We start from the raw sequence: 26,748 nt of genomic DNA on the forward strand, positions 1-26,748 counted from the left end.
GTGGAACACTCACTCTGGCAAAGTTGCCTATCAGTTCTTGAAGAAGAATTGCCTGCCCAACAATTTAGTATGTGGATCCGTCCTCTGCAATGTGTTGTGAATAACAATACGATGACTTTATACGCACCAAATAGATTTGTTCTAGATTGGGTGCGCGAAAAATATATTGGCCGCATTACACAATTAATAAACCACCAAGTTAGTGGTGATCCTATTCAGCTGCGTTTTGATGTAGGTAGTAAACCTGCGGATGTTGAAACAACAGTGCCAGCTGCTAATAAAAGTGAAGCGGTTCAAGCAGCACCTAAAGACAATAATAGCGATTCATTCTTACCTAACGTAGCGGCAAAAACCACTAACGTTCGCGATAAGTATACTTTTGATAATTTCGTTGAAGGTAAATCTAACCAGTTAGCGCGAGCTGCGGCGTCGCAAGTAGCCGATAATCCGGGTCAAGCCTATAACCCTCTGTTTATATACGGCGGTACTGGTTTAGGAAAAACTCATCTATTACATGCAGTAGGTAACGGTATATTGCGTAATAAACCGAACGCAAAAATAGCATACATGCATTCAGAACGTTTTGTACAAGATATGGTTAAAGCGTTACAAAACAACGAGATAGAAAAGTTTAAACAATATTATCGTGGTGTTGATGCACTATTAATCGATGATATTCAGTTTTTTGCTAAAAAAGAACGTACTCAAGAAGAGTTTTTTCATACCTTTAATGCATTATTAGAAGGCAACCAACAAATCATCTTAACCAGTGATAGATACCCGAAAGAAATTGAGGGTGTTGAAGATCGATTAAAGTCTCGATTTGGTTGGGGACTAACCTTAGCTATCGAACCACCTGAGTTAGAAACCCGAGTCGCTATATTAAAACGTAAAGCGCAAGAGAGTAATACCAACCTTGCTGACGAAGTGGCGTTTTTTATCGCTAAGCGTTTACGTTCTAATGTTCGAGAGCTTGAAGGTGCATTAAATCGAGTTATTGCAAACGCTAATTTCACCGGTCGCCAAATCACCATAGATTTTGTCCGAGAAGCGTTGCGTGATCTACTAGCGTTACAGGATAAACTTGTTACTATAGATAATATCCAACGTACCGTTGCAGAGTATTACAAAATTAAAGTTGCCGATATTTTGTCGAAGCGACGAAATAGGTCGGTTGCTCGACCTAGACAAATAGCTATGGCATTAGCGAAAGAATTGACTAATCACAGTTTACCTGAGATTGGAGATGCATTTGGTGGCAGAGATCACACCACTGTATTGCATGCTTGTCGTAAAGTTAAATCGTTACGAGAAGAAACACATGATATAAAAGAAGACTATTCAAATCTAATAAGAACACTATCATCGTAAATAGGGTATAAAATAATGAAATTTTCATTAACTAGGGATTTACTTTTACAACCACTTTTATTGGTATCAGGCGCAGTAGAGCGAAAAAGCACATTACCCATTCTTGGTAATGTTTTATTAGACGTTAGTGGGCAATCACTTACTATGATAGCTACTGATTTAGAGCTTGAGATGGTCTCTAATACGGAAGTTAATAACCAAGGACCGGACGGAAAAGTAACCGTACCAGCCCGTAAACTTCTCGATATATGTAAGAGCATGCCTGATGATTCAGTTATTGAGTTTGAGCAAGATGGCGAATCAATAAGTATTAAGTGTGGTCGTAGTCGTTATTCATTAGCTACCTTACCAGCAACAGATTTTCCAAACATTGAACAGTGGCAGGGTGATGTAGAATTCACTCTGAAAAAATCTCAATTATTACGATTGATAGAGAGCACGCATTTTTCGATGGCAAACCAGGATGTTCGTTATTATCTAAATGGTATGTCGATAGAAACTGAAAATAATGAAATTCGATCAGTAGCTACCGATGGACATAGATTAGCGATTTGTAAGATAGGCAATGAAAAACTTACTTTACCAGCAAGACAAGTAATTGTTCCTCGTAAGGGTATTCTTGAAATTATTCGATTACTCGACCCGGTTGATGAAGATATTCAAATATTTTTGGGTAGTAATCATATTCGTATTATTGACTCAAATTTCTCATTTACTAGTAAGTTAGTCGATGGGCGTTTCCCTGATTATCGTCGTGTATTACCAAGAAACGGCGATAAAGTTTTAAGCATCAATAAGGAAGAACTTCGCCAGGTATTATCGCGAGCGTCAATTTTATCCAATGAAAAGTTCAAAGGTGTTCGTCTTAATTTCGAAACTAACGAACTAAAAATTACCGCGAATAACCCAGAGCAAGAGCAAGCTGAAGAGTATTTAGAAATTGAATACCCATTTGATTCTTTAGAGATTGGCTTTAACGTAAGTTACATCATCGATGTGCTTGGTGCGATTAAAGACGACAAAGTTAAGTTTACCTTGTCAGATGCAAATTCGAGTGTAGTAATAGAAGGGCACGATTCAGGTGAAGCGATTTACGTGATCATGCCAATGCGTTTGTAGATTCGTTGATTGAATGAGCATTACTAAGTTAAGCGTAAATAATTTTAGAAATTTAGCTGCAACCAATAACAGTTTTGACGAAAAATTAAATTTAATTATTGGTAACAATGGTAGTGGTAAAAGTAGTTTATTAGAAAGTATTTTTTTTCTAGGTCATGGTAAATCGTTTAGAACAACAAGAATAGAAAACTTAGTTTCCAAAGAACACGACGCATTTGTCGTCAGTGCTCGAGATGATAAAAGTAATCAACTTGGTGTTCAAAGATATAAAGATGGCCTATTTAACATAAAGATAAATGGCGACAGCAAGTTTAGGCTTTCGGATTTAGCAAAAAATATAGCAGTGCAGGTGATTACTCCAGAGACATTTCGATTGTTTTTTGGAGGTCCTAAAGAGCGACGTAAGTTCGTAGATTTAGGATTGTTTCACGTGGAACATCATTACGCAGAGTTGTGGCGAAACTTTAGAAAAGTGTTAATTCAGCGTAATGCATGTTTAAAAAATAGAATAAGAGGGCAGCAATTCGATTACTGGACAACTGAATTTTGTCAGTATTCAAAGCAGCTGGCCGACATCCGCAAACAGTATATTGATACGTTGTCGGAAGAATTAGAACCTTGGTTAACTATTTTACTGCCAAGTTTAAAAGAAAAAATTAGACTAAGTTACAGTCAGGGCTGGGCAGGTAAAAAAGACCTAGCTGATGTTCTGGCTGAAAATAATGAGAGAGAACTAAAGTACGGGCATTCACTATTTGGTGCTCATAAATTTGATGTAAGTTTTCATTGTGATAAGACAAACATCGAACAAGTGCTTTCTCGCGGTCAACAAAAATTGTTCCTGATGGCACTCACTATTGCACAAGCAAGTTTGATATTTAATAGTCAGCAGGTAACACCAATATTGTTAATCGATGATATTGGCGCAGAGTTAGATAGCGGTTCTCGAAGCGCTTTAGCGACTGCAATAAAAGAATTAAATTGTCAGTTATTTATAACGGCAATTGACAATAATGCACTGGAACCAATAATTCCAGAACAACAAGGTTATAAAATGTTTCACGTGAAACATGGCGAAATAACGGAAATAACGCAAGGCGAATAAAATGAGTGTAGAAAATGATTATGACTCGTCCAGTATTAAAGTCTTAAAAGGACTTGATGCAGTACGAAAAAGACCAGGCATGTATATCGGTGATACCGATGATGGTACTGGTTTACATCACATGGTTTTCGAGGTTTTAGATAACTCTATTGATGAAGCATTAGCTGGTCACTGTAGTGATATCGTGGTTACTATTCATGGTGATAACTCAGTATCTGTTAAAGATGATGGTCGTGGTATTCCTACCGATATTCACCCAGAAGAGGGCGTATCCGCAGCCGAAGTTATTATGACTGTACTTCATGCAGGTGGTAAATTTGGTGGTGAAGATTCTGGCTATAAAGTATCTGGTGGTCTTCATGGTGTGGGTATCTCTGTTGTAAATGCACTAAGTTCTAAACTTGAATTAACCGTACGTCGAGCTGGTCAAGTTCATGAACAAACTTATAATATGGGTGAGCCAGCAGCGCCACTTGCTGTTATTGGTGAAACTGAGAAAACAGGGACTCAAGTTCGTTTCTGGCCAAGTGCAGAAACATTTTCTGATACCATTTTCCACTATGACATCTTAGCGAAACGTATTCGTGAATTATCATTCTTGAACTCTGGTGTGTCAATTCGTCTTATTGATGAACGTGATGGTCGTGAAGATCACTTCTTCTATGAAGGTGGTATTCAAGCATTCGTTGATTATCTAAATACCAATAAAACTCCGGTAAACGAAGAAGTTTTCTACTTCGACTTAACTCGTGATGATGGCATTGTTGTAGAAGTTGCAATGCAATGGAATGATGGTTTCCAAGAAAATATCCACTGTTTTACCAACAACATTCCACAACGTGATGGTGGTACTCACTTAAGTGGTTTCCGTACCGCATTAACGCGTACGTTGAATTCTTATATGAGTAAAGAAGGCTTAAATAAGAAAGCTAAAGGTGGTGCCGAAACGAACGCAAGTGGTGATGACGCTCGTGAAGGTTTAACTGCTGTAATTTCTGTTAAAGTGCCTGATCCTAAGTTCTCTTCACAAACAAAAGATAAGCTTGTTTCAAGTGAAGTTAAAACTGCCGTTGAACAAGCAATGGGTGAGAAACTAGGTGAGTACCTATTAGAAAACCCAAGCACAGCAAAAACTATCATCATGAAAATTGTTGATGCTGCTCGTGCTCGTGAAGCTGCTCGAAAAGCTCGCGAAATGACTCGTCGTAAAGGTGTATTAGATATTGCTGGTTTACCTGGCAAGTTAGCAGATTGTCAGGAAAAAGATCCTGCACTTTCTGAACTATATATTGTGGAGGGTGATTCTGCCGGCGGTTCTGCCAAGCAGGGTCGTAATCGTAAAAACCAAGCAATCTTACCGTTGAAGGGTAAAATCTTAAACGTTGAAAAAGCGCGTTTTGATAAGATGATTTCTTCACAAGAAGTTGGCACGTTAATTACTGCGTTAGGTTGTGGTATTGGTCGAGATGAGTATGACCCAGAGAAAATGCGTTATCACTCAATCGTAATCATGACCGATGCCGATGTCGATGGTTCTCACATCCGTACTTTATTGTTAACTTTCTTCTATCGTCAAATGCCAGAAATAATCGAACGCGGTTACATCTATATTGCTCAACCACCACTTTACAAAGTGAAGAAAGGTAAGCAAGAAAGATACTTAAAAGACGATGTTCAAAAAGAAGAGTACTTTACGACTCTTGCATTAGATAATGCGTCTTTACATGTAAACGAAAATGCTCCAGGAATTTCTGGTTTGGCATTAGAGCAGTTATTTAATCAGTATCGTGAAACTATGGTTATCATCGATCGTATGAAACGTCACTTACCTGAATCAGTGCTAGAGCAATTAGTATATGCACCGGTAATTAGCAAAGATGACTTTACCGATAAAGCTAAAGTTGAAGCATGGACGAAGACTTTCGTAGAACTTCTAGCTGATCAAGGCGATAGTTCAACTTTATATTCTTCAGATGTTGAACATGACGCAGAACGCAATATCTACGTGCCTGCTATTACAGTTCGTCTACACGGCATAGATACACTTTATCGCTTAGGTTACGACATTATCCATTCGTCAGAGTTTAAGGCTGTTATGGACCTTAACAGCGCTATTAACGGCTTACTTGAAGAAGGTGCTTACGTTAAGCGTGGTGAGAAAGTATTACCGGTTAAATCGTTTGTTGAAGCCCGTGCTTGGTTACTAAAAGAATCAGAACGTGGTCAATACATTCAGCGTTATAAAGGACTAGGTGAAATGAACCCAGAGCAATTATGGGAAACTACCATGGATCCTGAAACTCGTCGTATGCTGCAAGTGACCATCGAAGACGCAATTGGTGCTGATCAACTGTTTACTACATTGATGGGTGACCATGTTGAACCTCGTCGTAACTTCATCGAAGAAAACGCACTGAACGTAGCTAACTTGGACGTATAGTTTGGTTTAATTACGCATAGAAAAATACTAAGAAACCAGCTAACAAGCTGGTTTTTTTATATCAGCCACCTCAATGAACACGCTGTGAACTAATAGAAATAGCTCCCTACCAATCCCTAAACTTACACAAACTATGCAAACGTTACATAACACCTACAATTAACGCTAGTCGAATAACTAAACAGTCGTTATAATTGACGGCATTTTTTTAACTTAATAGATTACTGGTATTCATGAGCACATTTGATATCAAAACATTCCAAGGCCTGATCCTGAAATTACAGGAATATTGGGCGCGCCAAGGTTGCGTTATTGTTCAACCATTAGATTTAGAAGTAGGGGCTGGTACTTTCCATCCTATGACATTCTTACGCTCAATTGGTCCTGAGCCAATGAGCAGTGCTTATGTGCAGCCATGCCGTCGTCCAACCGATGGCCGCTACGGTGAAAACCCAAACCGTTTACAACACTACTATCAATTTCAAGTTGTGTTAAAACCATCACCTAAGAATATCCAAGAATTATACTTAAACTCTTTAAAAGAGATTGGTATTGATACCTTAGTTCACGATATCCGCTTCGTTGAAGACAACTGGGAATCGCCAACTTTAGGCGCCTGGGGTCTAGGTTGGGAAATCTGGTTAAACGGTATGGAAGTAACTCAATTTACCTATTTCCAACAAGTTGGTGGTCTTGAATGTGCACCAGTCACTGGCGAGATTACCTACGGTCTAGAACGTTTAGCAATGTACATCCAAAACGTAGATAGTATCTACGACTTAGTATGGGCTGATGGCCCAATGGGTAAAGTATATTACCGTGATGTTTTCCACCAAAACGAAGTGGAGCAATCTGCTTATAACTTTGAACATGCTAATGTTGACGCATTATTTACTCAGTTTGATGTATGTGAAGCGGAAAGCGCTAAGCTAATTGAACTTGGTTTACCATTGCCAGCCTACGAGCAAGTAATGAAGGCATCTCATGCGTTTAACTTACTTGATGCACGTCATGCTATCTCGGTTACCGAGCGTCAACGTTATATTTTAAGAGTTCGTACATTAGCTAAAGCATGTGCAACTGCCTACTATGCAGCTCGTGAAGAACTAGGTTTCCCTTTATGTCGTACAGAACAATCAAAGGAGAGTAAATAATGAATACTAATACTCTTCTAATAGAATTAGGTACTGAAGAATTACCACCGAAGGCGCTAAAAACATTAGCGACCGCTTTTTACAATTCAATCACTGAGCAACTAACTGCCGCTAACTTAGGTTATACAGAAGCAAAATGGTTCGCTACACCTCGTCGCTTAGCGGTTATGGTTAAGCAACTTGAGCAACAGCAAGCTGACAAAGTTGTGGAAAAACGTGGTCCAGCTGCCAATGTTGCATTCGATGCAGAAGGCAACGCAACTAAAGCAGCTCAAGGTTGGGCCCGCTCAAATGGTATAACCGTTGAGCAAGCTGAACGCTTAGTTACCGACAAAGGTGAATGGTTATTACATAAAGCGACGCAAAAAGGTCAATCGATTAATGATTTGATTACTGCAATCGTACAAAATGCCGTGGCTAAGTTACCTATTCCAAAACCGATGCGATGGGGCAGCAGTCGTATTCAATTTATTCGCCCGGTACATACATTAACGATGATGTACGGTGACGAAGTGATTGCTGGTGAAGTGTTAGGTATCCAATCTGCGAATGAGTTACAAGGTCATCGTTTCCATTTTGACGGTAACATTACCTTAGACCATGCAGATAACTACGAAGCAACTTTAGAAAGTGCGCACGTTATCGCTGATTACGAAGTTCGTCGTAATAAGATTATCGCTGACGTTAATGCAGCAGCTGCAGAACTTAACGCGACTGCTTTACTTGATGATGAGTTAGTTGACGAAGTTACATCAATCAACGAATGGCCATCAGTGTTAGTGGGGAGTTTTGATGACGACTTCTTAAACGTACCTGCAGAGCCTCTAATTTACTCGATGAAAGACCATCAAAAGTACTTTCCAGTTATGGCGAAAAACGATGAACTTTTAGCGAAATTTATTTTTGTCACTAACATTGAATCTAAGCAGCCTGCAGAAGTTATCCGTGGTAACGAAAAAGTTATTCGCCCGCGATTAGCAGATGCTGAGTTCTTCTTTAAAACCGACAAAAAGCAAAGCTTAGAAAGCCGTTTAGCTAGCCTTGAAAACGTATTGTTCCAAAAACAACTTGGTACATTAAAGGATAAATCTGAGCGTATCGCAACGTTAAGTAAACACATTGCGAGTAGTTTGAACGAAAACGCTGATAACGCCTATCGCGCTGGTCTATTATCTAAGACTGACCTGATGTCAGATATGGTATTAGAATTCCCTCAAGTGCAGGGCACAATGGGGAAATACTACGCACAGAATGATGGTGAAACTGCTGATGTCGCGCAAGCCCTTGAAGATCAATATCGTCCAAGATTTGCCGGCGATAGTTTACCTAAAGGTAATATCGGTGCGAGTGTTGCTATCGCCGATAAAGTGGATAGCTTAGTTGGTATTTTTGGTATCAATCAGCCACCAAAAGGTGATAAAGACCCATTTGCATTGCGTCGTGCGGCAATTGGTTTGATACGTATCATCATTGAAAAACAACTTGCTCTAGATATTGCAGATTTACTCGCGGTTAGTATCGAGTCATACGGTAACAAGTTAAGCAATGACAATACTGCTGCTGATGTTATCGAATTTATCATGGGACGTTTCCGCTCTTTCTATCAAGAGCAGGGCATTAGCGTTGATGTCATTCAAGCGGTGTTAGCGAACAAGCCAACCGCACCTTTAGATTTTGACCAACGTGTACAAGCGGTAAGTTACTTTAGAACACTTGATGAATCTCAAGCACTTGCAGCGGCCAACAAACGAGTTGGTAATATCTTAGCGAAATTTGAAGGCGAGCTATTCTCGGAGTTTAACTTTGACCTAGCGACTGAAAGCTTTGAGATAGACCTTGCTAACGCATACAACGCTCTAAATGCTGAGTTAGCGCCATTATTTGCTAATAAAGAATACCAACAAGCTTTAACTAAGTTAGCTAGCTTACGTGAACCGATAGATGCGTTCTTTGATAACGTTATGGTTATGGCTGATGATGAACAGGTTAAAACTAACCGTTTAACCCTTCTTAGCAAGCTAAGAGCCAGCTTCTTTAATGTGGCAGATATCTCATTACTGCAGTAAAGAGTTGCTATAACTTAAGCACATTGTGACAACACGAGGTTCCGGCCTTCGCCGGAATGACGTTGAACTGTTTTAAGAGTTTTTACACCGTCATTGCGGCGAACGTCGCAACCTCCCACAGAGTGCAGAGAATAAAACTAAACCTTCCTAATCAAATAGCGATAGACATTATCATTGCTATCTTTTGCCAATAATTCATGTTCCATAAATTCACAAAAACTTGGAATATCACGGGTAGTTGAAGGGTCGTCGGCAATAATGAGTAATGTCTCACCTGAATTAATTTTTCTAATATTCATTCGCACCATCATTACTGGCTCGGGACATCGTAACCCAAGTGCATCAAGGCTATGATCGGCAGCATCAAATAGTTCATTACTCATAAAGATTCACGTGATTGTTTATAACAAAGTTAATAATAGCGCTATTGTAAATTTAACTTATTAGGTTAAACAAGTTTTAATTAATTTAACCAGAAGGGCAAATACTACTCGCACTTAAAAAGCTGTGCTATTATTCGCCCCAAATTTTATACATACAGAAGTAATACATATGAAAGATTTAGCCAAATATTATCCGGCACACATCACTGAACTACAAAACCGTACTGCAACCATTCTTGAACGTGAAGGCTTATCGGCTATCGCTATTCATGCTGGTTTTGCCAGTAAAATATTCCTTGATGATATGTATTCACCGTTTAAAACCAATCCACACTTTAAGGCTTGGTTGCCGGTCACTGAAACACCAAATTGTTGGTTAGTTGTAAATGGCAAAGATAAACCAGTACTTGCGTTTTACCAACCATTAGATTTTTGGCACAAAGTGACCAAACTAGAACAAGATTATTGGACCGACTTTTTTGATATCAAAATCATTGGTAGTGCCGATGAAGTTGCTGACATTTTACCAAACAACAAGCAGGGTGTTGCGTATATTGGCGCCCATGAAGATGTTGCAGATAAGTTTGGCTTTGAACTTAAAAACCCTGATGCCTTATTGAATTACTTCCACTATCACCGCGCCTACAAAACTGACTATGAACTTGTTTGTATGAGAGAGTCTAATCGTTTGGCGGTACTCGGTCATAATGCGGCTAAAGAAGCGTTCTTTGCTAAAGCCAGTGAATTTGAAATTCAATTGGCCTACCTAAGTGCCGTTGGTCAAGGTGATAATGATGTCCCTTATGGAAATATTGTTGCCTTAAATGAAAATGGCGCAATATTGCATTACACCGCTCTAGAAAAGCAAAGACCGGCACAACATCACTCATTCCTAATTGATGCTGGTGCAAGCTTTCATGGCTATGCGTCAGACATTACTCGAACTTATGCATTTGAGAAAAATGAGTTTTCCGACCTAATCGAAGCAATGAATGTGATGCAACTCGAATTGTGCAGTGGACTAGTGCCTGGTGCAAGTTACGTTGATCTGCACATTAAAAACCACCACATGTTAGCGGAGATCTTAAATCGCTTTAACATCGTAACTATGGACACTGAAGCTATGGTTAATGAAGGGGTTACTCGTCATTTCTATCCACATGGTCTAGGTCATCACCTTGGCTTACAAGTGCACGATATGGGCGGCTTTATGAGTGATGATAAAGGTACGCACGTTAATACACCAAGCGAACACCCATTCTTACGTACATCTCGTGGCATTGAAAGTAAGCAAGTGTTTACTATCGAACCTGGCCTTTACTTTATTGACCAGTTCTTAACGGATTTATCTAAATCTAAACATAAAGACAGCATTAACTGGACTAAAATAGAGCAACTTCGTAAGTTTGGCGGTATCCGTATCGAAGATAATGTCATTGTCCATGATGACGGTATTGAAAATATGACTCGAGACTTTAAGTTAGCTTAATCACGATAGCGGCCACGGTGATCTCTTTAGTCAATAACACTTGGTTATTTAGCAATGGCTAACAACAAGGTTAATAGCAAAAAAGTTAGCACTAATGTGACTCCATATTTGATACCTGCAAGCAGTATTGAAGTAGAGACCGTGGTAAACCGCAGCCGTTTTATTTGTGCCATTGAGCATTGTGATAACAACGCTGCGGTAAAATCTTTCATCGAAAAAATAAGGCTGCAATACCCAGATGCCTCGCATCACTGTTATGCCTTTATTAGCGATCGACCTGAAAATAGCCAAGCTTATGGCTTTAGTGATGACGGCGAACCAAGTGGTACCGCCGGTAAACCTATGTTAGCAGCCGTGCAAGGCAGCAATATTGGTGAAATATGTGCTGTAGTAACCCGTTATTTTGGTGGCACTAAGCTTGGTACCGGTGGACTGCAACGAGCTTATGGTTTAAGCGTCCGTGAGGCCATCGACTTACTTCCTACGACTTTAAAAACACCGATTGAACAGGTCTCTTTGCATTGTGATTATCAGCAAGTAAAGGACATAGAGCATGCGATAAAACTCAGCAATGGCGAGGTGGTTAGCCAAGATTACGGTATTGATGTGGTCATGGTTATTAGCTTACCGATTGTTGACGTAGATAGTTTTTGTGACCGGGTAACAAAATTAACTGCCGCTCGCGTTTCGGTGAAACGAGATAATACTAATACAATCAAAGAGTAACTAACTTCGCAATTGCCAAATAATTGTTAATTGCCACGACACTTTCAAGATTGTTATGCTATATTCAGAGCTAACAAAGCTTGCAGCAAAAATATAATAATCAATGCAATACCGTAATATCATCAGAATTTTAGGGTTATTGGTGACCATTCTGAGTGTCACCATGTTACCGCCAGCGGCCGTATCGCTAATTTACCGCGATGGTGGTGGTGTGGCATTTTTGATGGCCTTTGTTCTATGCTTGATCACTGGTTTCTTATTTTGGTATCCAAACCGTGACCAAAAAGGCGAATTAAGAGCCCGTGAAGGCTTTCTTATCGTTGTTTTGTTTTGGACCGTACTGGCAAGTTTCTCTTCCGTTCCGTTAATGCTTACCGAAACACCTGATTTATCGGTAACCGATGCCTTCTTCGAATCGTTTTCTGGTCTAACAACGACTGGTGCAACAATCCTTACCCAAATTGATGGCTTACCTCATGCGGTATTATTCTATCGCCAGCAGCTGCAGTGGTTAGGTGGTATGGGTATTATCGTATTAGCTGTTGCCGTATTACCTATGCTTGGTGTCGGTGGCATGCAGCTCTATCGAGCGGAAACACCTGGCCCGGTAAAAGATTCAAAAATGACGCCGCGGATTGCCGATACAGCAAAACATCTTTGGTATATATACTTAACCTTAACCGTTGCTTGCGCGCTGTCATATTGGTTTGCTGGTATGTCGGCATTTGATGCGATTTCTCATTCATTCTCAACAATTGCAATTGGTGGTTTTTCGACGCACGATGCATCAATGGGGTATTTTGAGTCGCCGATAATCAACATGATTTGTGTGTTCTTCTTGATTATCGCTGGTGTTAACTTTGCTTTGCATTTTGCTGCGTTTAGTTCGAAGAGTATTAGAACTTACTTTTTCGATCCTGAGTTTAAAACCTTCATTTCTTTTCAAGTAGTATTAACGCTGATTTGTTTCTTCTCGTTGCTTGCCTATGGCCATTCAAGTAGCTTTGAACAAGCATTCGATGATGCCATGTTCCAAGCTGTTTCGATAAGTACCACCGCTGGATTTGCCACAACAAACTTCGCCGATTGGCCGGCAATGTTACCGATACTGCTAATTTTTGCGAGTTTCGTTGGTGGCTGTGCTGGCTCTACCGGTGGTGGCATGAAAGTAATGCGAGTCTTGTTATTGTATTTACAAGGTATTCGCGAGCTTAATCGCTTAATCCACCCGAAAGCGGTTATAACGATTAAACTTGGTCGCAAAGCGTTACCAGATAAAGTCGTCGATGCGATTTGGGGCTTCTTCTCTGCTTATGCGGCTATATTTGTTGTCTGTATGTTGTTATTGATGCTCAGTGGCATTGATGAGCTTACCGCCTTTACTGCCGTTGCAGCGTGTTTAAATAACCTCGGCCCTGGTCTTGGTGAGGTCGCGGCAAACTTTTCATCGATCAATGACTTTAGTAAGTGGGTGCTTATTTTAGCGATGTTGTTTGGTCGTTTAGAAATATTTACTTTACTGGTACTGTTTATGCCAGCATTCTGGCGTTCATAAAAACTAAACAGCGTATAGCTAGAGGTCCCGAAACCAATTCGGGACTATAGGTATTGAAAAAAGGTATTGAAAAAAGTTGTTTAAAAGAGCGGCCTAAAAGAAAATCGCACTTACTGCGAATAACTTCTCAACCTGATGAATGTATTTCTTGTCTACTAAGAACAAAATAACGTGATCGTCTGTTTTGATCACCGTATTAGAGTGGGCAATTAACACTTCGTCGCCGCGAACGATAGCGCCAATGGTCGTACCCGGCGGCAATTTAATTTCACGAATTTGACGACCGATAATTTTCGATGATTGCTCATCACCTTGCGCAACAATTTCGACTGCTTCAGCCGCACCACGACGTAAACTATAGGCATTTACAACACCACTTTGACGGACATGGGTTAACAACGCTGAAATAGTTGCTTGTTGCGGTGATACAGCGATATCAACACTATTATCAACTAAATCTAAATAGGCACCACGTTGAATAAGAGCGATTGTTTTGCGCGCGCCAAGACGTTTAGCCAACATAGAAGACATAATATTTGCTTCGTCATCGTTGGTAACGGCAATAAATACATCGGTTCTATCAATGTGTTCTTCTTTCAACAACTCAATATCGGAAGAGTCACCAATAAACACCAACGAGCTATTTAACTCATTTGATAAGTACTCACCACGTTTAGGATTTCGCTCAATGATCTTAACTTTATGGTTTTTCTCTAACTTACGCGCTAAACCGGCACCAATATGACCACCACCAGCAATCATAATACGCTGATAGCCTTCTTCGAGTTTTTGTAATTCTGCCATTACTGTACGGATATGACCGGCAGCTGAGATGAAGAATACTTCATCATCGGCTTCAATAACCGTGGTCCCTAATGGACGAATTGGCTTGCCTTTACGATAAATTGCGGCAACACGGGTATCAATATTCGGTATATGCTCACGTATTGTCGACAGTGCATGTCCGACTAATAGACCACCATAATAGGCGCGGATACCAACCAATGACACTTTGCCCTCGGCAAAATCTCGCACTTGCAAAGCACCTGGGTAATCAATTAGTCGCGCGATATCTCGGGTAACTAGTTGCTCTGGAGCGATAATGTGATCAACAGGAATGTTTTGATTGTGGAATAGATCTTTTTCACGCTTAAGAATTTGCTCACTGCGAATACGAGCAATCTTAGTGAAGGTACTAAATAGGGTGTATGCAACCTGACAAGCAATCATATTTGTTGCATCGTCGCTGGTCACAGCAATAATCATATCGGCATCTTCACAGCCAGCTTTATATAAAACATCTGGGTGAGCACCGTTTCCAGTTACCACCTGCAAATCTAGCTTATCTTGTAACTCACGAAGTTTATTAGAGTCACTATCAACTAGTGTGATGTCGTTATTTTCACCGACTAAATTTTCTGCCAGCGTGCCACCTACTTGGCCTGCACCTAAAATGATTATTTTCATTTGTTTTTAATTACTTAGCATTGTTATCGTTATTATTACCGCTTTCTTGGCTTTTGCCAGTGAAACGAGCTACTTTCTACGACTTTTTTAACAGTTTCGCATAATAAAAGCCATCCATCGAGTCTTGACCGGGTAAAATTTGCCAATCTTTAGCGTCTTGCCCCATATCGATGGTCGCCAGCGTCGCGTCAGCATTTTGCTCGACAAATCGAGAGACCTGCATTGTATTTTCTTCAGGCAAAATTGAACAGGTTGCATAAATCATTGTGCCACCGGGTTTCAGCAGTTGCCAAATGGCCGCTAAAATTTGTTGTTGTAATACCACCAAGTTATCAATGTCGGATGCCTTTCTTAACCACTTAATATCAGGGTTTTTACGTATTACGCCGGTACCAGAGCAGGGTGCATCTAATAAAATACGATCAAATAGCTCGCCATCGAACCAATCTATAGGATTTGCAGCATCACCGGCAATAACGTTCGCGGTTAAACCCAAACGAGCCAAATTCTCTTCAACTCTAACTAAGCGCTCAGGCTCAACGTCAATAGCGGTCATTGCTTTAATATCTGGTGTAAGCTCTAAAATATGACAGGTCTTGCCACCAGGCGCGGCGCAGCAATCTAAAATATTATCGTCACTTCGTGCTGATAATAATGGCGCGGCAGCTTGCGCTGCTCCGTCTTGAATTGATACCCAACCATCAGCAAAATTTGGCAATTTAGTAACGTCAACCGCTTGTTCGAGCAAAATCGCATTACTTACTGGTGCAATATATTTTACTGCAATATCAACATCTTCAAGCAAAGTTAAATATTGTTCAACGTCAGTTTTTTGCTGATTCACTCGCAGCCACATTGGTGGTCGCTGTAAATTTTCAGTCAATATGTTTTGCCACTGCTCGGGATAGCCTGCTTTCAGCTTCTTAATCAACCAACCGGGATGATTAAATCGCACAGGCTCGGCAACACTATCATCTAATTCGGTCGAATCGAGACGTTGGAAGTTTCTTAAAACAGCGTTGACCATGCCTTTTAAATGACGATTTTTCAAAATTGCTGTCGCTGCTACCGTTTCGGCAACGGCGGCATGATCTGGAATACGGGTATATTTAATTTGGTAAATACCGACGATCATTAAAAAATGAAAGACTCGTTGTTTACCGGTAAGAGGCTTTTTTACAAACTGGCGCACATGGTGTTCAAGTTCTGGCAGATAACGCAGTACACCATAACAAAACTCCTGCAACAGGCCTTTGTCCTTACCTGATTCAACTAAGGCTTGTTGTTTCGGTAACTCTTGCGATAGAGAACGTCCTTGATCAACAACGGCGTATAAACAACGTGCTGCCAAAGCTCTGATATTTTTGCTCATTAGCGTATCTCAGCTCAAACTATAATTGAGTGCCAACGCTAAACCAGTCAGCGCGACCATTTAATATATCAGCAACAGCCATTGGCTTTTTACCGGGTAATTGCAGTTTGGTTAACTTAAGTGCACCGCATTTGGTACTAACCACGATGCCGCTTTTATCTGCGCTGACTATGACGCCAGTAACATCGTTCTGTTTTCCGTCTACATTAATAGGCTCAGCTTGCCATACCTTAATGCGTTGCAGTTCATCGTTTACGGTCAAATGAATTTGCGCAAACGGCCAAGGTTGAAATGCTCGGATCTTTCTATCAAGTTCGGCTGCCGTCAAAGTGAAATCAATTACCGCTTCTTCTTTATTTAACTTTTCTGCGTAATTAGCAAGGGCGTTATCTTGTGCTGTTGCTGTATGGGTACCATCTGCCATCATTGCCATCGTCTCTAGCAGTGCTTGTGGGCCAAGGACAGCTAGTTTTTCATAGATACTGGCGCTAGTATCATTGCTGTCGATAGCGCAAGTTGCCTTTAACAACATTGCGCCGGTATCTAGACCTTTATCCATTTGCATAATCGTTACGCCGGTTTCTGCGTCGCCAGCTTCAACTGAGCGTTGAATAGGCGCGGCACCGCGCCAGCGAGGTAACAATGAACCGTGAACATTAACGCAACCTAGTTTTGGTGTTTCAAGGATCACTTCCGGTAACAATAAGCCATAAGCGACAACAACCATCACATCGCTATTGTAACTTGCTAGAGTTTGTTGAGCGCTTTGCTCCTTAAAGTTTACGGGTTGCTCAACCGGGATATTATGTTCCAGTGCAAGTTGCTTTACTGGGCAAAAAACGATTTTTTTACCACGGCCGGCGCGTTTATCTTCAGGGCAATATACCGCTTTGACGTTATGTGTTGAGTCAATGAGAGCTTGCAAATGCTTGGCCGCAAAATCAGGTGTGCCGGCAAAAATAATATCAAGTGGTTTAGACAAAATAGGTTTCCACGTATCTATGGGTTATGGTTTCAATTATCTGTTTTAACGCAAACGAACTAACCGAATACAGCCGTTAGTTCATTCAAGTTAAGTCGGCTCGCTAATCGGTTTCCGACTATCCGCGCGCAGCTAGACGAGCTTCTTTTTCTAATTTCGCTTTAATTCTTTGACGCTTTAAAGGCGAAAGGTAATCAACAAACAGCACACCTTTTAAGTGATCGAGTTCGTGTTGAATACAAATAGCTAATAATTCATCGGCATCAAAACTGTATTGCTTACCGTCACGATCAAGGGCACTTACCGTAACTTGGCAGTGGCGCTCAACCTTGGCGTAATTACCGGGCACCGATAAACAGCCTTCTTCATTAATCATTACTTCGTCACTAGTGTTGGTGATTTCAGGGTTGATTAATACTAATGGATTTGACTGATCATCTGAGGTGTCCATGACAACGATGCGTTGATGAATATCAACTTGCGTTGCGGCTAGGCCGACACCATTTTCGTCATACATAGTTTCAAACATGTCATCGATGATTTTTCGAGTCTCATCAGTAACTTCGTCTACATTTTTAGCGATGGTGCGTAAACGTTCATCGGGAAAGCGTAATACATTTAAAATAGTCATAATATTTACAAAACAATAGCGATTATCGAGATAGAGTGTTATGTTTTAATTTTAGCCATTATTTAATATTAATAATAGCGCTTTATAACGAATGGCAAGTATTTAAGCGATTTGCCCTAGTTATTTGCTTGAAATGGACCGAAAAAGCATGTTTAAAAAAATACTAATAACAATATTTTTTATATTTTCGTCAACCTTTGCTCTTGCTGATGTATTGCAAATTAAAGATGATGCACCTAAAACTTATGTTGTGAAAAAAGGAGATACCCTCTGGGATATTTCTGGCATCTTCCTCAATGAGCCATGGTTGTGGCCAAAATTATGGCGCATGAACCCAGAGATAAATAACCCGCACCTTATTTATCCTGGTGATGAGTTGCGTTTAGTCTATGACGAGCAAGGGCAACCTATGCTGGTTAAAGGCAAGCCTGAATTAAAATGGTCACCTCAATCGAGAAAGACCTTAAAACAACAAAATCCAATTACCATCTTGCCATTGGAAGTGTTGGCGCCGTATCTGAATTATTCGACAGTACTAACGGATGAAGATATTGATAGTGCTCCGATTGTTCTTGGCGGCGATGAAAAATATAAATCGAACATGGAAGGTGCACTTTTATACGTTAACGGTGAACTTGAGCCAAACCAAAACTATGCGATTTATCAAAAAGGTGAAGAAATTTTAGATCCTGTAAGCAATGAACATTTGGGCTATTACGCTATACTTGTTGGTACTGCGAACGGGTTACGTAATGGTGATGCTGAAACTAACAAGCCATCAACACTGCTTTTGACTTCGTCAAAGCGTGAATTACGAGCTGGTGCAATCGTGAAGCCAGTGAATGAAGGACAATTATTACCAAGTTTTTATGAAATGCAATTGGTTCAGGATAAAACCATTGATGCTCGCATGATTTCGTCACATAACTTAGCTCGTGAATTTGGTAAGTTTGAAGTCGTAGTGCTAAACCAAGGCATCGGTTCTAATATTGAAATGGGTGATGTTTACGCGATTAATCGTCAGTCGCCAGAAGTTATCGAAACTGCAGATGGGCCAATTTATAGTGAAGATGCTTCAAGTTGGTATCGACTAACCAGTTCTAGTGAGAATGAAAAGCGCGTCGATATGCCTGTGGAAAACATTGGTCATTTGATGGTGTTTAAGGTTTTAGATAAAACTAGCTTGGCGATTGTGTTAGCAACGAAAAAGCCAGTATATATTGAAGATACAGTTAGCGCCCCGTAACGAGGCATTAAAATAATAATAAATCTCTGATAGGGCATTTTTCTTAAGGATGAGAAAATGTCAAAAGTACAACTCAGTGCAACACAATGCTGGCTGGCGTTAAGGTTAATCCCGCGTCTAGCCAGTAATATCAAAATATCCCTGATCAACGAATACTCCATTGCAGGGATTTTTAATCTAACCTCTTTGCAACTGCGCAGTTTAGGTTTAAATGCCAAGCAAGTCAGTGCAGTAGCTAATCCCAATCTCAAGTTCATTAAAGACATTGAACGAGCCTGTAGCCGTCACAATATTAGCTTGGTTTGCTATCAGGATGAGCAGTATCCACAATTACTTAAGCAAACCGAAAATCCACCTATAGTTTTGTTCACACAAGGCAACATTGAACTATTAAATAAACCACAACTTGCCATCGTTGGTTCTCGTGATGCCACCTTTGCTGCTAGAGAGCATACCCGCTATTTTGCCGCGCAATTGTCCTCTCAGTTAGTGATTACCTCAGGTTTGGCGCTTGGTATCGATACAGCCGCTCATCGTGGCGCCCTGATCGCGAACAATTTTACAATCGCTGTGGTTGGCACTGGATTAGATATTGTTTATCCGGCGCGAAACAAGACCTTAGCCAATGAAATTTTAGAAAATAATGGCTGCATCGTTAGTGAAAATATTCCAGGGTCAAAGCCCCATCCAGGATGCTTTCCTAGGCGTAATAGAATTGTCACTGGCATGGCATTAGGTGTCTTTGTGGTTGAGGCAAAAATTAAAAGTGGCTCGCTGATTTCTGCGCGCAGTGCGTTAGAGCAAAATCGAGAAGTGTTTGCTATGCCAGGGGCAATCAATAATGAACAATCTAAGGGATGTCACAGTCTAATAAAGCAAGGTGCAATTTTGGTCGATGAGGTGTCAGATATTAGCAATTGTTTGTCGTTGCCTAATTTTACTGGGCTGCAACAAAAGCAGAAAAAAAAATCTAAAAAAACTGGTCAAAATGGCTTGTTTATCGATGAATTGTTGAGTAGTGTGGATTATGAAACTACTTCCGTAGACATGGTGGTTTCTCGGAGTCAACTTCCCACAGAGGAAGTCCTAACCCGATTGATGACGCTAGAGCTTAGAGGTCTGGTAGCTGCGGTACCGGGAGGCTATATCAAATTGCATGACAACAATAATAATTGCCATCATGCTGGCACTTAAAGGGGATAGTTATGTTCGATATTCTTATGTATCTTTTTGAAAACTATATCCATAGTGACGCCGAAGTAATGGTCGATCACGATGTAATTACCGATGAACTCACTCGCGCTGGTTTTCATCAGGATGAGATTTACAAAGCACTTTCTTGGATAGAAAAACTTGCCGCGTTGCAAAACAGTGATGCCTATCCATACCTAACTCGTCGCCCAGGCACATCTGTTCGTATTTATACAGATGAAGAAGCTCGTGTACTTGATGTTGAATGTCGAGGCTTTTTAATGTTTTTAGAGCAAGTGAACTTACTCGATTTTGCTACCCGAGAAATGGTAGTTGATAGAGTGATGGAAATTGATACTAATGACTTTAATATTGACGATTTAAAGTGGGTTGTTCTAATGGTGCTATTTAACGTACCGGGCAAAGAATCCGCTTATTCACAAATGGAAGATTTGATCTTTGACGAGTGTGATGGGCCACTGCACTAATATTTATCCGGTGCTAAACATCACAAAATAATACCGATAATCCTAGGGTTGTTCGATAAATAAGCATTTAGCTCTTATGCTAGGTGCTTTTTTTTGTCATAATTAACCTCAAAATTAAGCCATTAAGTTCCGCTATCAAACCACTATGACTAAAGACAACGACCCGTTATTTAGAAAACATGAACATGCTTTAGAAAAAGCATATGAGGTTTGTCCTGACTGTGGCAGTGAGCTTGCGGTGAAAAATTCAAAAGCAGGCGCTTTTATTGGCTGTGTAAGTTACCCGGCATGTAGTTATTCAAGACCTATTGTCGAACAGGAAAAGTTTGAACAACAAACTTTAGTGGGTACCGAGTGTCCAGAATGTGGCAATGAGTTAGCGGTTAAGCAAGGTCGATACGGGATGTTTATTGGCTGTACCAACTTTCCTGAATGTCACCATATAGAACACGAAGAGAATGAAGTTGTTGCCGATGTTGTTTGCCCACTTTGTAAAAAGGGCCACTTATCGGAGAAACAAAGTCGCTATGGTAAAACTTTCTATTCTTGTGACAATTACCCTAAGTGCAAGTTTGTTGTTAACCACCAGCCTGAGCCAGGAAGCTGTGAAAAGTGTGGCTTTGAGCTGTTATTAAAACGAAAAATGGCGGCCGGTGAAAAGCATCAATGTGCGAGTAAAAAGTGTAATCACTTTCAAGCTGACTAATACTAACTAAAAAAGCAAAAAGCAAAAAGCAAAAAGCAAAAAGCAAAAAGCAAAAAGGGAGCTGACTTCAGCTCCCTTTTTAGTAATTAATTAATCGCTTTTAAGCCATTACTGGTTAACTCTGCTTTGCAGCATATCAGCAAATTGTTGCAGATCTTCAAATGCTTTAGGATCTAATATTGAGGCTAGCTTGGTTAGCTTATCGGCAAGTTGCTGTTCGCTGTTTGCACAAACGTTTATGTGACCCATTTTACGGCCAACACGCTTTCCTTTATTGTACCAATGTATTGCAACCCCACTTATAGCTAATACGTCTTCTGGAACGTTATCTTCACCTAAAATGTTGATCATCGCAGTAGGGCGTATTAATTCGGTATTACCTAGAGGCATATTGCAAATTGCACGCAAATGGTTTTCAAATTGACAAGTATCAGTGCCTTGTTGTGTCCAGTGACCAGAATTGTGAACTCGAGGTGCTATCTCATTTACCAGTAAGGTATCGCCTAGTTGGAAAAATTCGATAGCGAGCACGCCAACGTAATCCAATTTATTAGTGATTTTACTAAATACTTCAAACGCCTGTTGTTGTAATTTTTCTGCAACAGGTAAAGCAAGACTGACACTTAGAACACCATTGGTATGGTGGTTTTCAGTGATAGGGTAAACCGCTATCTCGCCGTTTTTATTACGCGCACCGACAATCGATACTTCGCGATCAAATGGCACCATTTGTTCAGCAATAATGCCTTGTGGAACCGAAGTGTTAGCGCCTTTTACGAACGCTTCCATGTCGGCCCAAATAGCTTCAGCTTGGCTCATATCTTTTAGACGCCATTGACCTTTACCATCATATCCTTCAAGAGCGCTTTTAAAGATGATCGGTAGCTCTAAATCACTTACGGCATTACTAAAGTCACTGTATGTATCTACGACTCGATGTTTCGCATTGGCAACCTGACATGATTCTAGCAAGGCTTTTTCTAAACGGCGGTCACCGCCGATTTTAATTGCTTGGCTAGATGGCAATAATTTACCGGACGCTTCACATTGAGCTAAAACATCATGTTTTACATGTTCAAATTCAGCTGTGATCACATCCGCTTGTGCGATACCCGAGGCTAAATCACCAAAGGTATATTCGTTAGCAATAGGGTGAACGACTTTATTTGTTCTAACATCAAATGCTTTAATATCTAGGTTTAACGGAGCGCCTGCTAACTTCATCATGCGTGCCAATTGACCAGCGCCCAGTACCAATACCTTGTTCATTGCAATTATTCCGCAGGATTTGGGTTATTTAAGATGTTTTCGGTTTGCGCTTTACGAAATGCTTCGATATTCGCCATGATAGCTTCATCATGAGTACCTAAAATTTGCGCGGCTAATAAACCGGCGTTAGCGGCACCAGCTGTACCGATCGCTAATGTACCTACGGCAATACCTTTTGGCATTTGCACAATTGATAATAAAGAATCTTGACCACTAAGGGCTTTTGATTGAACTGGAACACCTAAAACAGGCAAGCTGGTAAATGCTGCCGCCATTCCCGGTAAATGTGCCGCGCCACCTGCGCCAGCAATAATTACCTTGATGCCACGTGCTTTTGCTGACTCAGAGTATTCGGCAAGTAAATGCGGAGTTCTGTGTGCTGAAACTACTTTAGTTTCATAAGGAACCTTTAATAGATCTAACATTTCAGCCGTATGTTGCATGGTTGGCCAATCTGATTTTGAACCCATGATGATACCCACAGTCATGTCTTTATACCTTTTAATTTAATTCTTGTTGTACCCACAAGGGTAAAAAATAAGGGCGCATTATACCCTTGTTTATACTAATACCCAATATAGTAACGAAGATTATTTAAACAATTTCTCCTAGACTAAGGTCGGATTGTCTAATCTTTAATTTAGTTTCATCATTATCATATAGCATAAGAGGGGACTTCACATGTCTGAAAAATATATTCGTGGCCTTGAAAAAGTCGCTGCTAATCATCAAGCATTGACACCAGTTAACTTTTTAAAGCGCACAGCACAACTGTATCCTCAGCGTAAAGCAATCGTTTACGGTAGTGAATCATTCACTTATCAAGAGTTTAATAAAAACGTTAATCGATTGGCTTCAGCACTCGTTGCCAGAGGCGTAAAAAAAGGCACCACAGTGACAATTATGGCAGCCAATATTCCTGCATTTTTAGACGCTCATTTTGCCGTACCTATGATTGGTGCAGTACTCAATTCGTTAAATACTCGCCTTGATGCCGCCAATTTAGCTTTTATACTCGACCACGCTGAGACCGATGTATTACTCGTTGATACGGCTTATATCGATGTTATGCAACAAGCCGTCGCCTTATCTGATCGTAACCCTATGATTATCGATATTGTTGACCATGAATGTGTCGATGGCCGCTTAATGGGTGAAATAGAGTACCAAGATTTATTGGCTGAAGGCAGCGCCGAACCATTTGAACATCTGATTGAAGATGAATGGGATGCGATGGCGCTAAACTATACCTCGGGTACCACGGGTAATCCTAAAGGCGTGGTTTATTCACATCGCGGCGCCTACTTGAATGCCTTGGGCAACAATATGATTTGGCCATTGGGCGAGAATTCTGTGTATTTATGGACTCTGCCAATGTTCCATTGCAATGGTTGGTGCTTCCCGTGGACGATAACAGCCGTTGGTGGCACTCATGTGTGCCTTCGCCAAGTTGAGGTTAATGCCATCGTTGAGGCTATGGTTGAAAACCAAGTTACTCATTTTTGTGGTGCGCCAATTGTACTTAATATGATACTTAATGCGCCGACTGAATTAACCGAAGAATTAGCACAAAAAGTACCGCACGATATTAAAGCAATGACCGCTGGCGCTCCGCCACCTGCGGCGGTTATAAAAGGTATGGAAGCGTTAGGTTTTGATATTACTCAAAGCTATGGCTTAACTGAAGTTTATGGACCGTGTGTGGTAAGCCAATGGAAAGATGAATGGGATGAGTTAGGCGATGACGAACGTGCAGCGTTAAAAGCTAGACAAGGTATTCGTTACCCGACTCAAGAAGATTGTGATGTACTTGACCCTGAAACGATGCAACCGGTTCCATGTGATGCTGAAACCATTGGTGAAATCATGTTTCGTGGCAATACCACAATGAAAGGGTATTTGAAAAACCAAGCAACGACGGAAGAATCCTTTGAACAAGGATGGTTTCACTCCGGCGATTTAGCGGTTAAACACCCCGATGGTTACATTGAAATACGAGATCGTTCGAAAGATATTATTATCTCTGGTGGCGAAAATATTTCGTCGGTTGAGGTCGAAGGGGTTTTATATCGACACCCAGCGATTATGGAAGCTGCGGTTGTTGCCAGAGCCGATGAAAAATGGGGTGAAACGCCTTGTGCTTTCGTTGACTTAAAGCCAGGAGAAAGTGCAACGGAAGAGGAAATAATAGAGTTTTGTCGTAATGAAATGGCTCGCTTTAAGTGTCCTAAAACCATTATTTTTGCAGAGCTACCGAAAACTTCTACCGGTAAAATTCAAAAATTCATTCTGCGTGAGAAAGTGAAAAATCTATTTACTTTGGATAAATCAGCTTAGCCATTAAGGTGATTTACTCAAGCTAAAATTGAGTAAACAAGTTGCTGCAAACAAATAAATGCGGTCATTATATAAAAGCGTTATAATGGCCGTTTTTAGATCTTAACTCGTTTTACGAAGCACGTTTTATGAAGCAAAGCAGTTTAACTCAACATCAATTAGAACAAGCTAAACAGGCTTATTTGGCCGGCGGTATTATTGCTTATCCAACCGAAGCCGTCTTTGGTTTAGGCTGTGATCCTAACAATCAAAATGCAGTTGAAAAGCTGTTGACCCTCAAACAACGTTCGGTAGACAAAGGTTTGATTTTATTGGCAAGCAGCTATGCTCAACTATTAGCTTATATTGATGATGCACAATTGTCTGAACATAAACGTTCAGCTCTTTTATCAGACTGGCCAGCTGGTGTGACACAAGTAATGCCAGCACAAAACACTACGGCTTCATTTTTAACCGGTAAATTTTCCACCCTAGCAGTGCGCGTTACCAGCCAACCTGATGTTGTCGCCTTATGTAATGCGTTAAATAAACCTATTGTTTCTACTAGCGCTAACTTAAGCGGTCAACCACCAGCGTTAACCTGGCAACAGGTTGAACATGACTTAGGCGACAGAGTTGACTTCATTATTAAAGGTGACACCTTAGGTTTTACCCAACCATCGACCATTATTGATGCTCTATCAGGAGAAGTGTACCGCCAATGAGCCAAATTAACTTTGACCAAGTCGTAGATTTTTTAAAGTCTCTACAAGACCGAATTTGTGATGCCTTAGAGACTGCCGATGGCAGCGGAAAATTTATTGAAGACAATTGGCAGCGCCAAGAAGGCGGCGGTGGTCGAACTCGAGTATTAACTGACGGCTCAGTGATTGAACAAGGTGGCGTTAATTTTTCTACTGTGAGTGGCGATAAATTGCCACCGTCAGCGACCGCACATCGACCGGAGCTAGCGGGTCGAACGTGGCAAGCGTGTGGTGTGTCTTTAGTTATTCACCCGAAGAACCCACATATTCCAACATCTCATGCTAATGTTCGATTTTTTATTGCCGAGAAAGAGGGCGAAGCACCAGTATGGTGGTTTGGCGGTGGTTTTGATCTAACCCCTTTTTACCCAGTGAAAGAAGATGTCGTTCATTGGCACCAAACAGCCGCTGATTTGTGTGCCCCGTTCGGTGATGATATTTATCAGCAACATAAGCAATGGTGTGACGAGTACTTTTATCTTAAACATCGCGATGAAACTCGTGGTGTTGGCGGTTTATTCTTTGACGACTTAAACCATTGGGATTTCGATACCTGTTTAAATTACATCAAAGCAGTAGGACAAGGCTTTATTGATGCTTATGTACCAATCATTAATAAGCGCAAAGATACACCTTACAATGACCATCAACGTCAATTTCAATTGTACCGTCGAGGACGTTATGTTGAGTTTAATCTAGTGTTCGATCGCGGCACATTATTTGGTTTGCAATCAGGTGGTCGTACTGAGTCAATATTGATGTCGATGCCACCGCTGGCTAGATGGGAGTATAACTATCAGCCGGAAGAAAACAGTGCCGAAGCACTGCTTTATAGTGAGTATCTAAAACCGCAAAACTGGTTAAACGTGTAACTTTGCTATCCAATAAATAGACAACAAAAAATCCCG

At 40.7% G+C, this 26,748-nt stretch carries 23 protein-coding genes; 16 read left to right on the plus strand and 7 right to left on the minus strand.

Annotated elements, in window-relative coordinates; genetic code table 11:
* The 6 genes from dnaA to glyS all read left to right on the plus strand — a co-directional run bounded on the left by dnaA (position 1) and on the right by glyS (position 9,255).
* Positions 1-1,371 carry a chromosomal replication initiator protein DnaA gene (dnaA, locus tag LT090_RS00005; protein WP_068547037.1) on the plus strand — a complete coding sequence of 457 codons (1,371 nt, stop codon included), beginning with the start codon at positions 1-3 and terminating at the stop codon, positions 1,369-1,371.
* Positions 1,372-1,386: 15 nt separating this feature from the next.
* Complete coding sequence (gene dnaN, locus LT090_RS00010) at positions 1,387-2,490, plus strand: DNA polymerase III subunit beta (RefSeq protein WP_068547036.1); 1,104 nt, start codon at positions 1,387-1,389, stop codon at positions 2,488-2,490.
* A gap of 13 nt (positions 2,491-2,503) precedes the next feature.
* A complete protein-coding gene (recF, locus tag LT090_RS00015; RefSeq protein ID WP_068547035.1) occupies positions 2,504-3,595 on the plus strand; it encodes a DNA replication/repair protein RecF in 1,092 nt (363 codons plus the stop codon).
* Position 3,596: 1 nt separating this feature from the next.
* Entirely contained in the window at positions 3,597-6,035 is a 2,439-nt protein-coding gene (gene gyrB, locus LT090_RS00020; RefSeq protein ID WP_068547034.1) for a DNA topoisomerase (ATP-hydrolyzing) subunit B, read from the plus strand.
* Between the two features lie 233 nt (positions 6,036-6,268).
* Positions 6,269-7,189: a glycine--tRNA ligase subunit alpha gene (gene glyQ / locus LT090_RS00025; protein WP_068547033.1), complete on the plus strand. Its 921-nt coding sequence runs from the start codon at positions 6,269-6,271 to the stop codon at positions 7,187-7,189.
* Positions 7,189-9,255, plus strand: coding sequence for a glycine--tRNA ligase subunit beta (gene glyS / locus LT090_RS00030; protein ID WP_068547032.1), 2,067 nt, complete (start codon positions 7,189-7,191; stop codon positions 9,253-9,255). Before glyQ ends, glyS begins: the two co-directional genes overlap by 1 nt.
* A 137-nt stretch (positions 9,256-9,392) precedes the next feature.
* Here the strand turns inward: glyS and tusA are convergent, their stop codons facing one another.
* A complete protein-coding gene (gene tusA, locus LT090_RS00035) occupies positions 9,393-9,638 on the minus strand; it encodes a sulfurtransferase TusA (protein ID WP_068547031.1) in 246 nt (81 codons plus the stop codon).
* 169 nt (positions 9,639-9,807) lie between these two features.
* Between tusA and pepQ the strand changes: the two genes are divergently transcribed.
* From pepQ to LT090_RS00050, 3 genes are all read left to right on the plus strand, one after another.
* Positions 9,808-11,127, plus strand: a complete 1,320-nt coding sequence (pepQ, locus tag LT090_RS00040; RefSeq protein WP_068547030.1) for a Xaa-Pro dipeptidase — start codon at positions 9,808-9,810, stop codon at positions 11,125-11,127.
* A 54-nt stretch (positions 11,128-11,181) separates the two neighbouring features.
* Complete coding sequence (locus LT090_RS00045; RefSeq protein WP_082897215.1) at positions 11,182-11,853, plus strand: YigZ family protein; 672 nt, start codon at positions 11,182-11,184, stop codon at positions 11,851-11,853.
* A 103-nt stretch (positions 11,854-11,956) separates the two neighbouring features.
* A complete protein-coding gene (locus LT090_RS00050; protein WP_068547029.1) occupies positions 11,957-13,408 on the plus strand; it encodes a TrkH family potassium uptake protein in 1,452 nt (483 codons plus the stop codon).
* Between the two features lie 93 nt (positions 13,409-13,501).
* Here the strand turns inward: LT090_RS00050 and trkA are convergent, their stop codons facing one another.
* From trkA to def, 4 genes are all read right to left on the minus strand, one after another.
* Complete coding sequence (gene trkA / locus LT090_RS00055) at positions 13,502-14,875, minus strand: Trk system potassium transporter TrkA (RefSeq protein WP_068547028.1); 1,374 nt, start codon at positions 14,873-14,875, stop codon at positions 13,502-13,504.
* A gap of 76 nt (positions 14,876-14,951) precedes the next feature.
* Positions 14,952-16,247: a 16S rRNA (cytosine(967)-C(5))-methyltransferase RsmB gene (gene rsmB / locus LT090_RS00060; protein WP_068547027.1), complete on the minus strand. Its 1,296-nt coding sequence runs from the start codon at positions 16,245-16,247 to the stop codon at positions 14,952-14,954.
* 19 nt (positions 16,248-16,266) lie between these two features.
* Entirely contained in the window at positions 16,267-17,229 is a 963-nt protein-coding gene (gene fmt, locus LT090_RS00065; protein ID WP_068547026.1) for a methionyl-tRNA formyltransferase, read from the minus strand.
* A 118-nt stretch (positions 17,230-17,347) separates the two neighbouring features.
* Positions 17,348-17,860, minus strand: a complete 513-nt coding sequence (gene def, locus LT090_RS00070) for a peptide deformylase (protein WP_068547025.1) — start codon at positions 17,858-17,860, stop codon at positions 17,348-17,350.
* A gap of 148 nt (positions 17,861-18,008) precedes the next feature.
* On the opposite strand from def, the gene LT090_RS00075 reads away from it, so the two are divergent.
* The 4 genes from LT090_RS00075 (at position 18,009) to LT090_RS00090 (ending at position 21,491) form a co-directional block, all read left to right on the plus strand.
* Complete coding sequence (locus LT090_RS00075; RefSeq protein WP_068547074.1) at positions 18,009-19,106, plus strand: LysM peptidoglycan-binding domain-containing protein; 1,098 nt, start codon at positions 18,009-18,011, stop codon at positions 19,104-19,106.
* Between the two features lie 57 nt (positions 19,107-19,163).
* Complete coding sequence (gene dprA / locus LT090_RS00080; RefSeq protein WP_068547024.1) at positions 19,164-20,300, plus strand: DNA-processing protein DprA; 1,137 nt, start codon at positions 19,164-19,166, stop codon at positions 20,298-20,300.
* A gap of 11 nt (positions 20,301-20,311) precedes the next feature.
* On the plus strand, positions 20,312-20,785 hold the full coding sequence (locus LT090_RS00085) for a DUF494 family protein (protein ID WP_068547023.1): 474 nt from the start codon (positions 20,312-20,314) through the stop codon (positions 20,783-20,785).
* Positions 20,786-20,930: 145 nt separating this feature from the next.
* A complete protein-coding gene (locus tag LT090_RS00090; RefSeq protein WP_068547022.1) occupies positions 20,931-21,491 on the plus strand; it encodes a DNA topoisomerase family protein in 561 nt (186 codons plus the stop codon).
* A gap of 108 nt (positions 21,492-21,599) precedes the next feature.
* Here LT090_RS00090 and LT090_RS00095 read toward each other — a convergent pair whose 3' ends face one another.
* Both LT090_RS00095 and purE read right to left on the minus strand, forming a co-directional pair.
* Entirely contained in the window at positions 21,600-22,760 is a 1,161-nt protein-coding gene (locus tag LT090_RS00095; protein ID WP_068547021.1) for a 5-(carboxyamino)imidazole ribonucleotide synthase, read from the minus strand.
* A 5-nt stretch (positions 22,761-22,765) separates the two neighbouring features.
* The gene (purE, locus tag LT090_RS00100) at positions 22,766-23,248 is read right to left on the minus strand and encodes a 5-(carboxyamino)imidazole ribonucleotide mutase (RefSeq protein WP_068547020.1); all 483 of its coding nucleotides are present in this window, start codon (positions 23,246-23,248) and stop codon (positions 22,766-22,768) included.
* Positions 23,249-23,441: 193 nt separating this feature from the next.
* Here purE and LT090_RS00105 point away from each other — a divergent pair, with 193 nt between their 5' ends.
* The 3 genes from LT090_RS00105 (at position 23,442) to hemF (ending at position 26,712) form a co-directional block, all read left to right on the plus strand.
* A complete protein-coding gene (locus LT090_RS00105; RefSeq protein ID WP_068547019.1) occupies positions 23,442-25,097 on the plus strand; it encodes an acyl-CoA synthetase in 1,656 nt (551 codons plus the stop codon).
* Positions 25,098-25,225: 128 nt separating this feature from the next.
* A complete protein-coding gene (gene tsaC / locus LT090_RS00110; RefSeq protein WP_068547018.1) occupies positions 25,226-25,801 on the plus strand; it encodes an L-threonylcarbamoyladenylate synthase type 1 TsaC in 576 nt (191 codons plus the stop codon).
* Positions 25,798-26,712: an oxygen-dependent coproporphyrinogen oxidase gene (gene hemF, locus LT090_RS00115; protein ID WP_068547017.1), complete on the plus strand. Its 915-nt coding sequence runs from the start codon at positions 25,798-25,800 to the stop codon at positions 26,710-26,712. Before tsaC ends, hemF begins: the two co-directional genes overlap by 4 nt.
* The last annotated feature ends 36 nt before the right edge of the window (positions 26,713-26,748 follow it).

This window comes from Thalassotalea crassostreae, assembly GCF_001831495.1.
GTDB classification, from domain to species: Bacteria; Pseudomonadota; Gammaproteobacteria; order Enterobacterales; family Alteromonadaceae; genus Thalassotalea_A; species Thalassotalea_A crassostreae.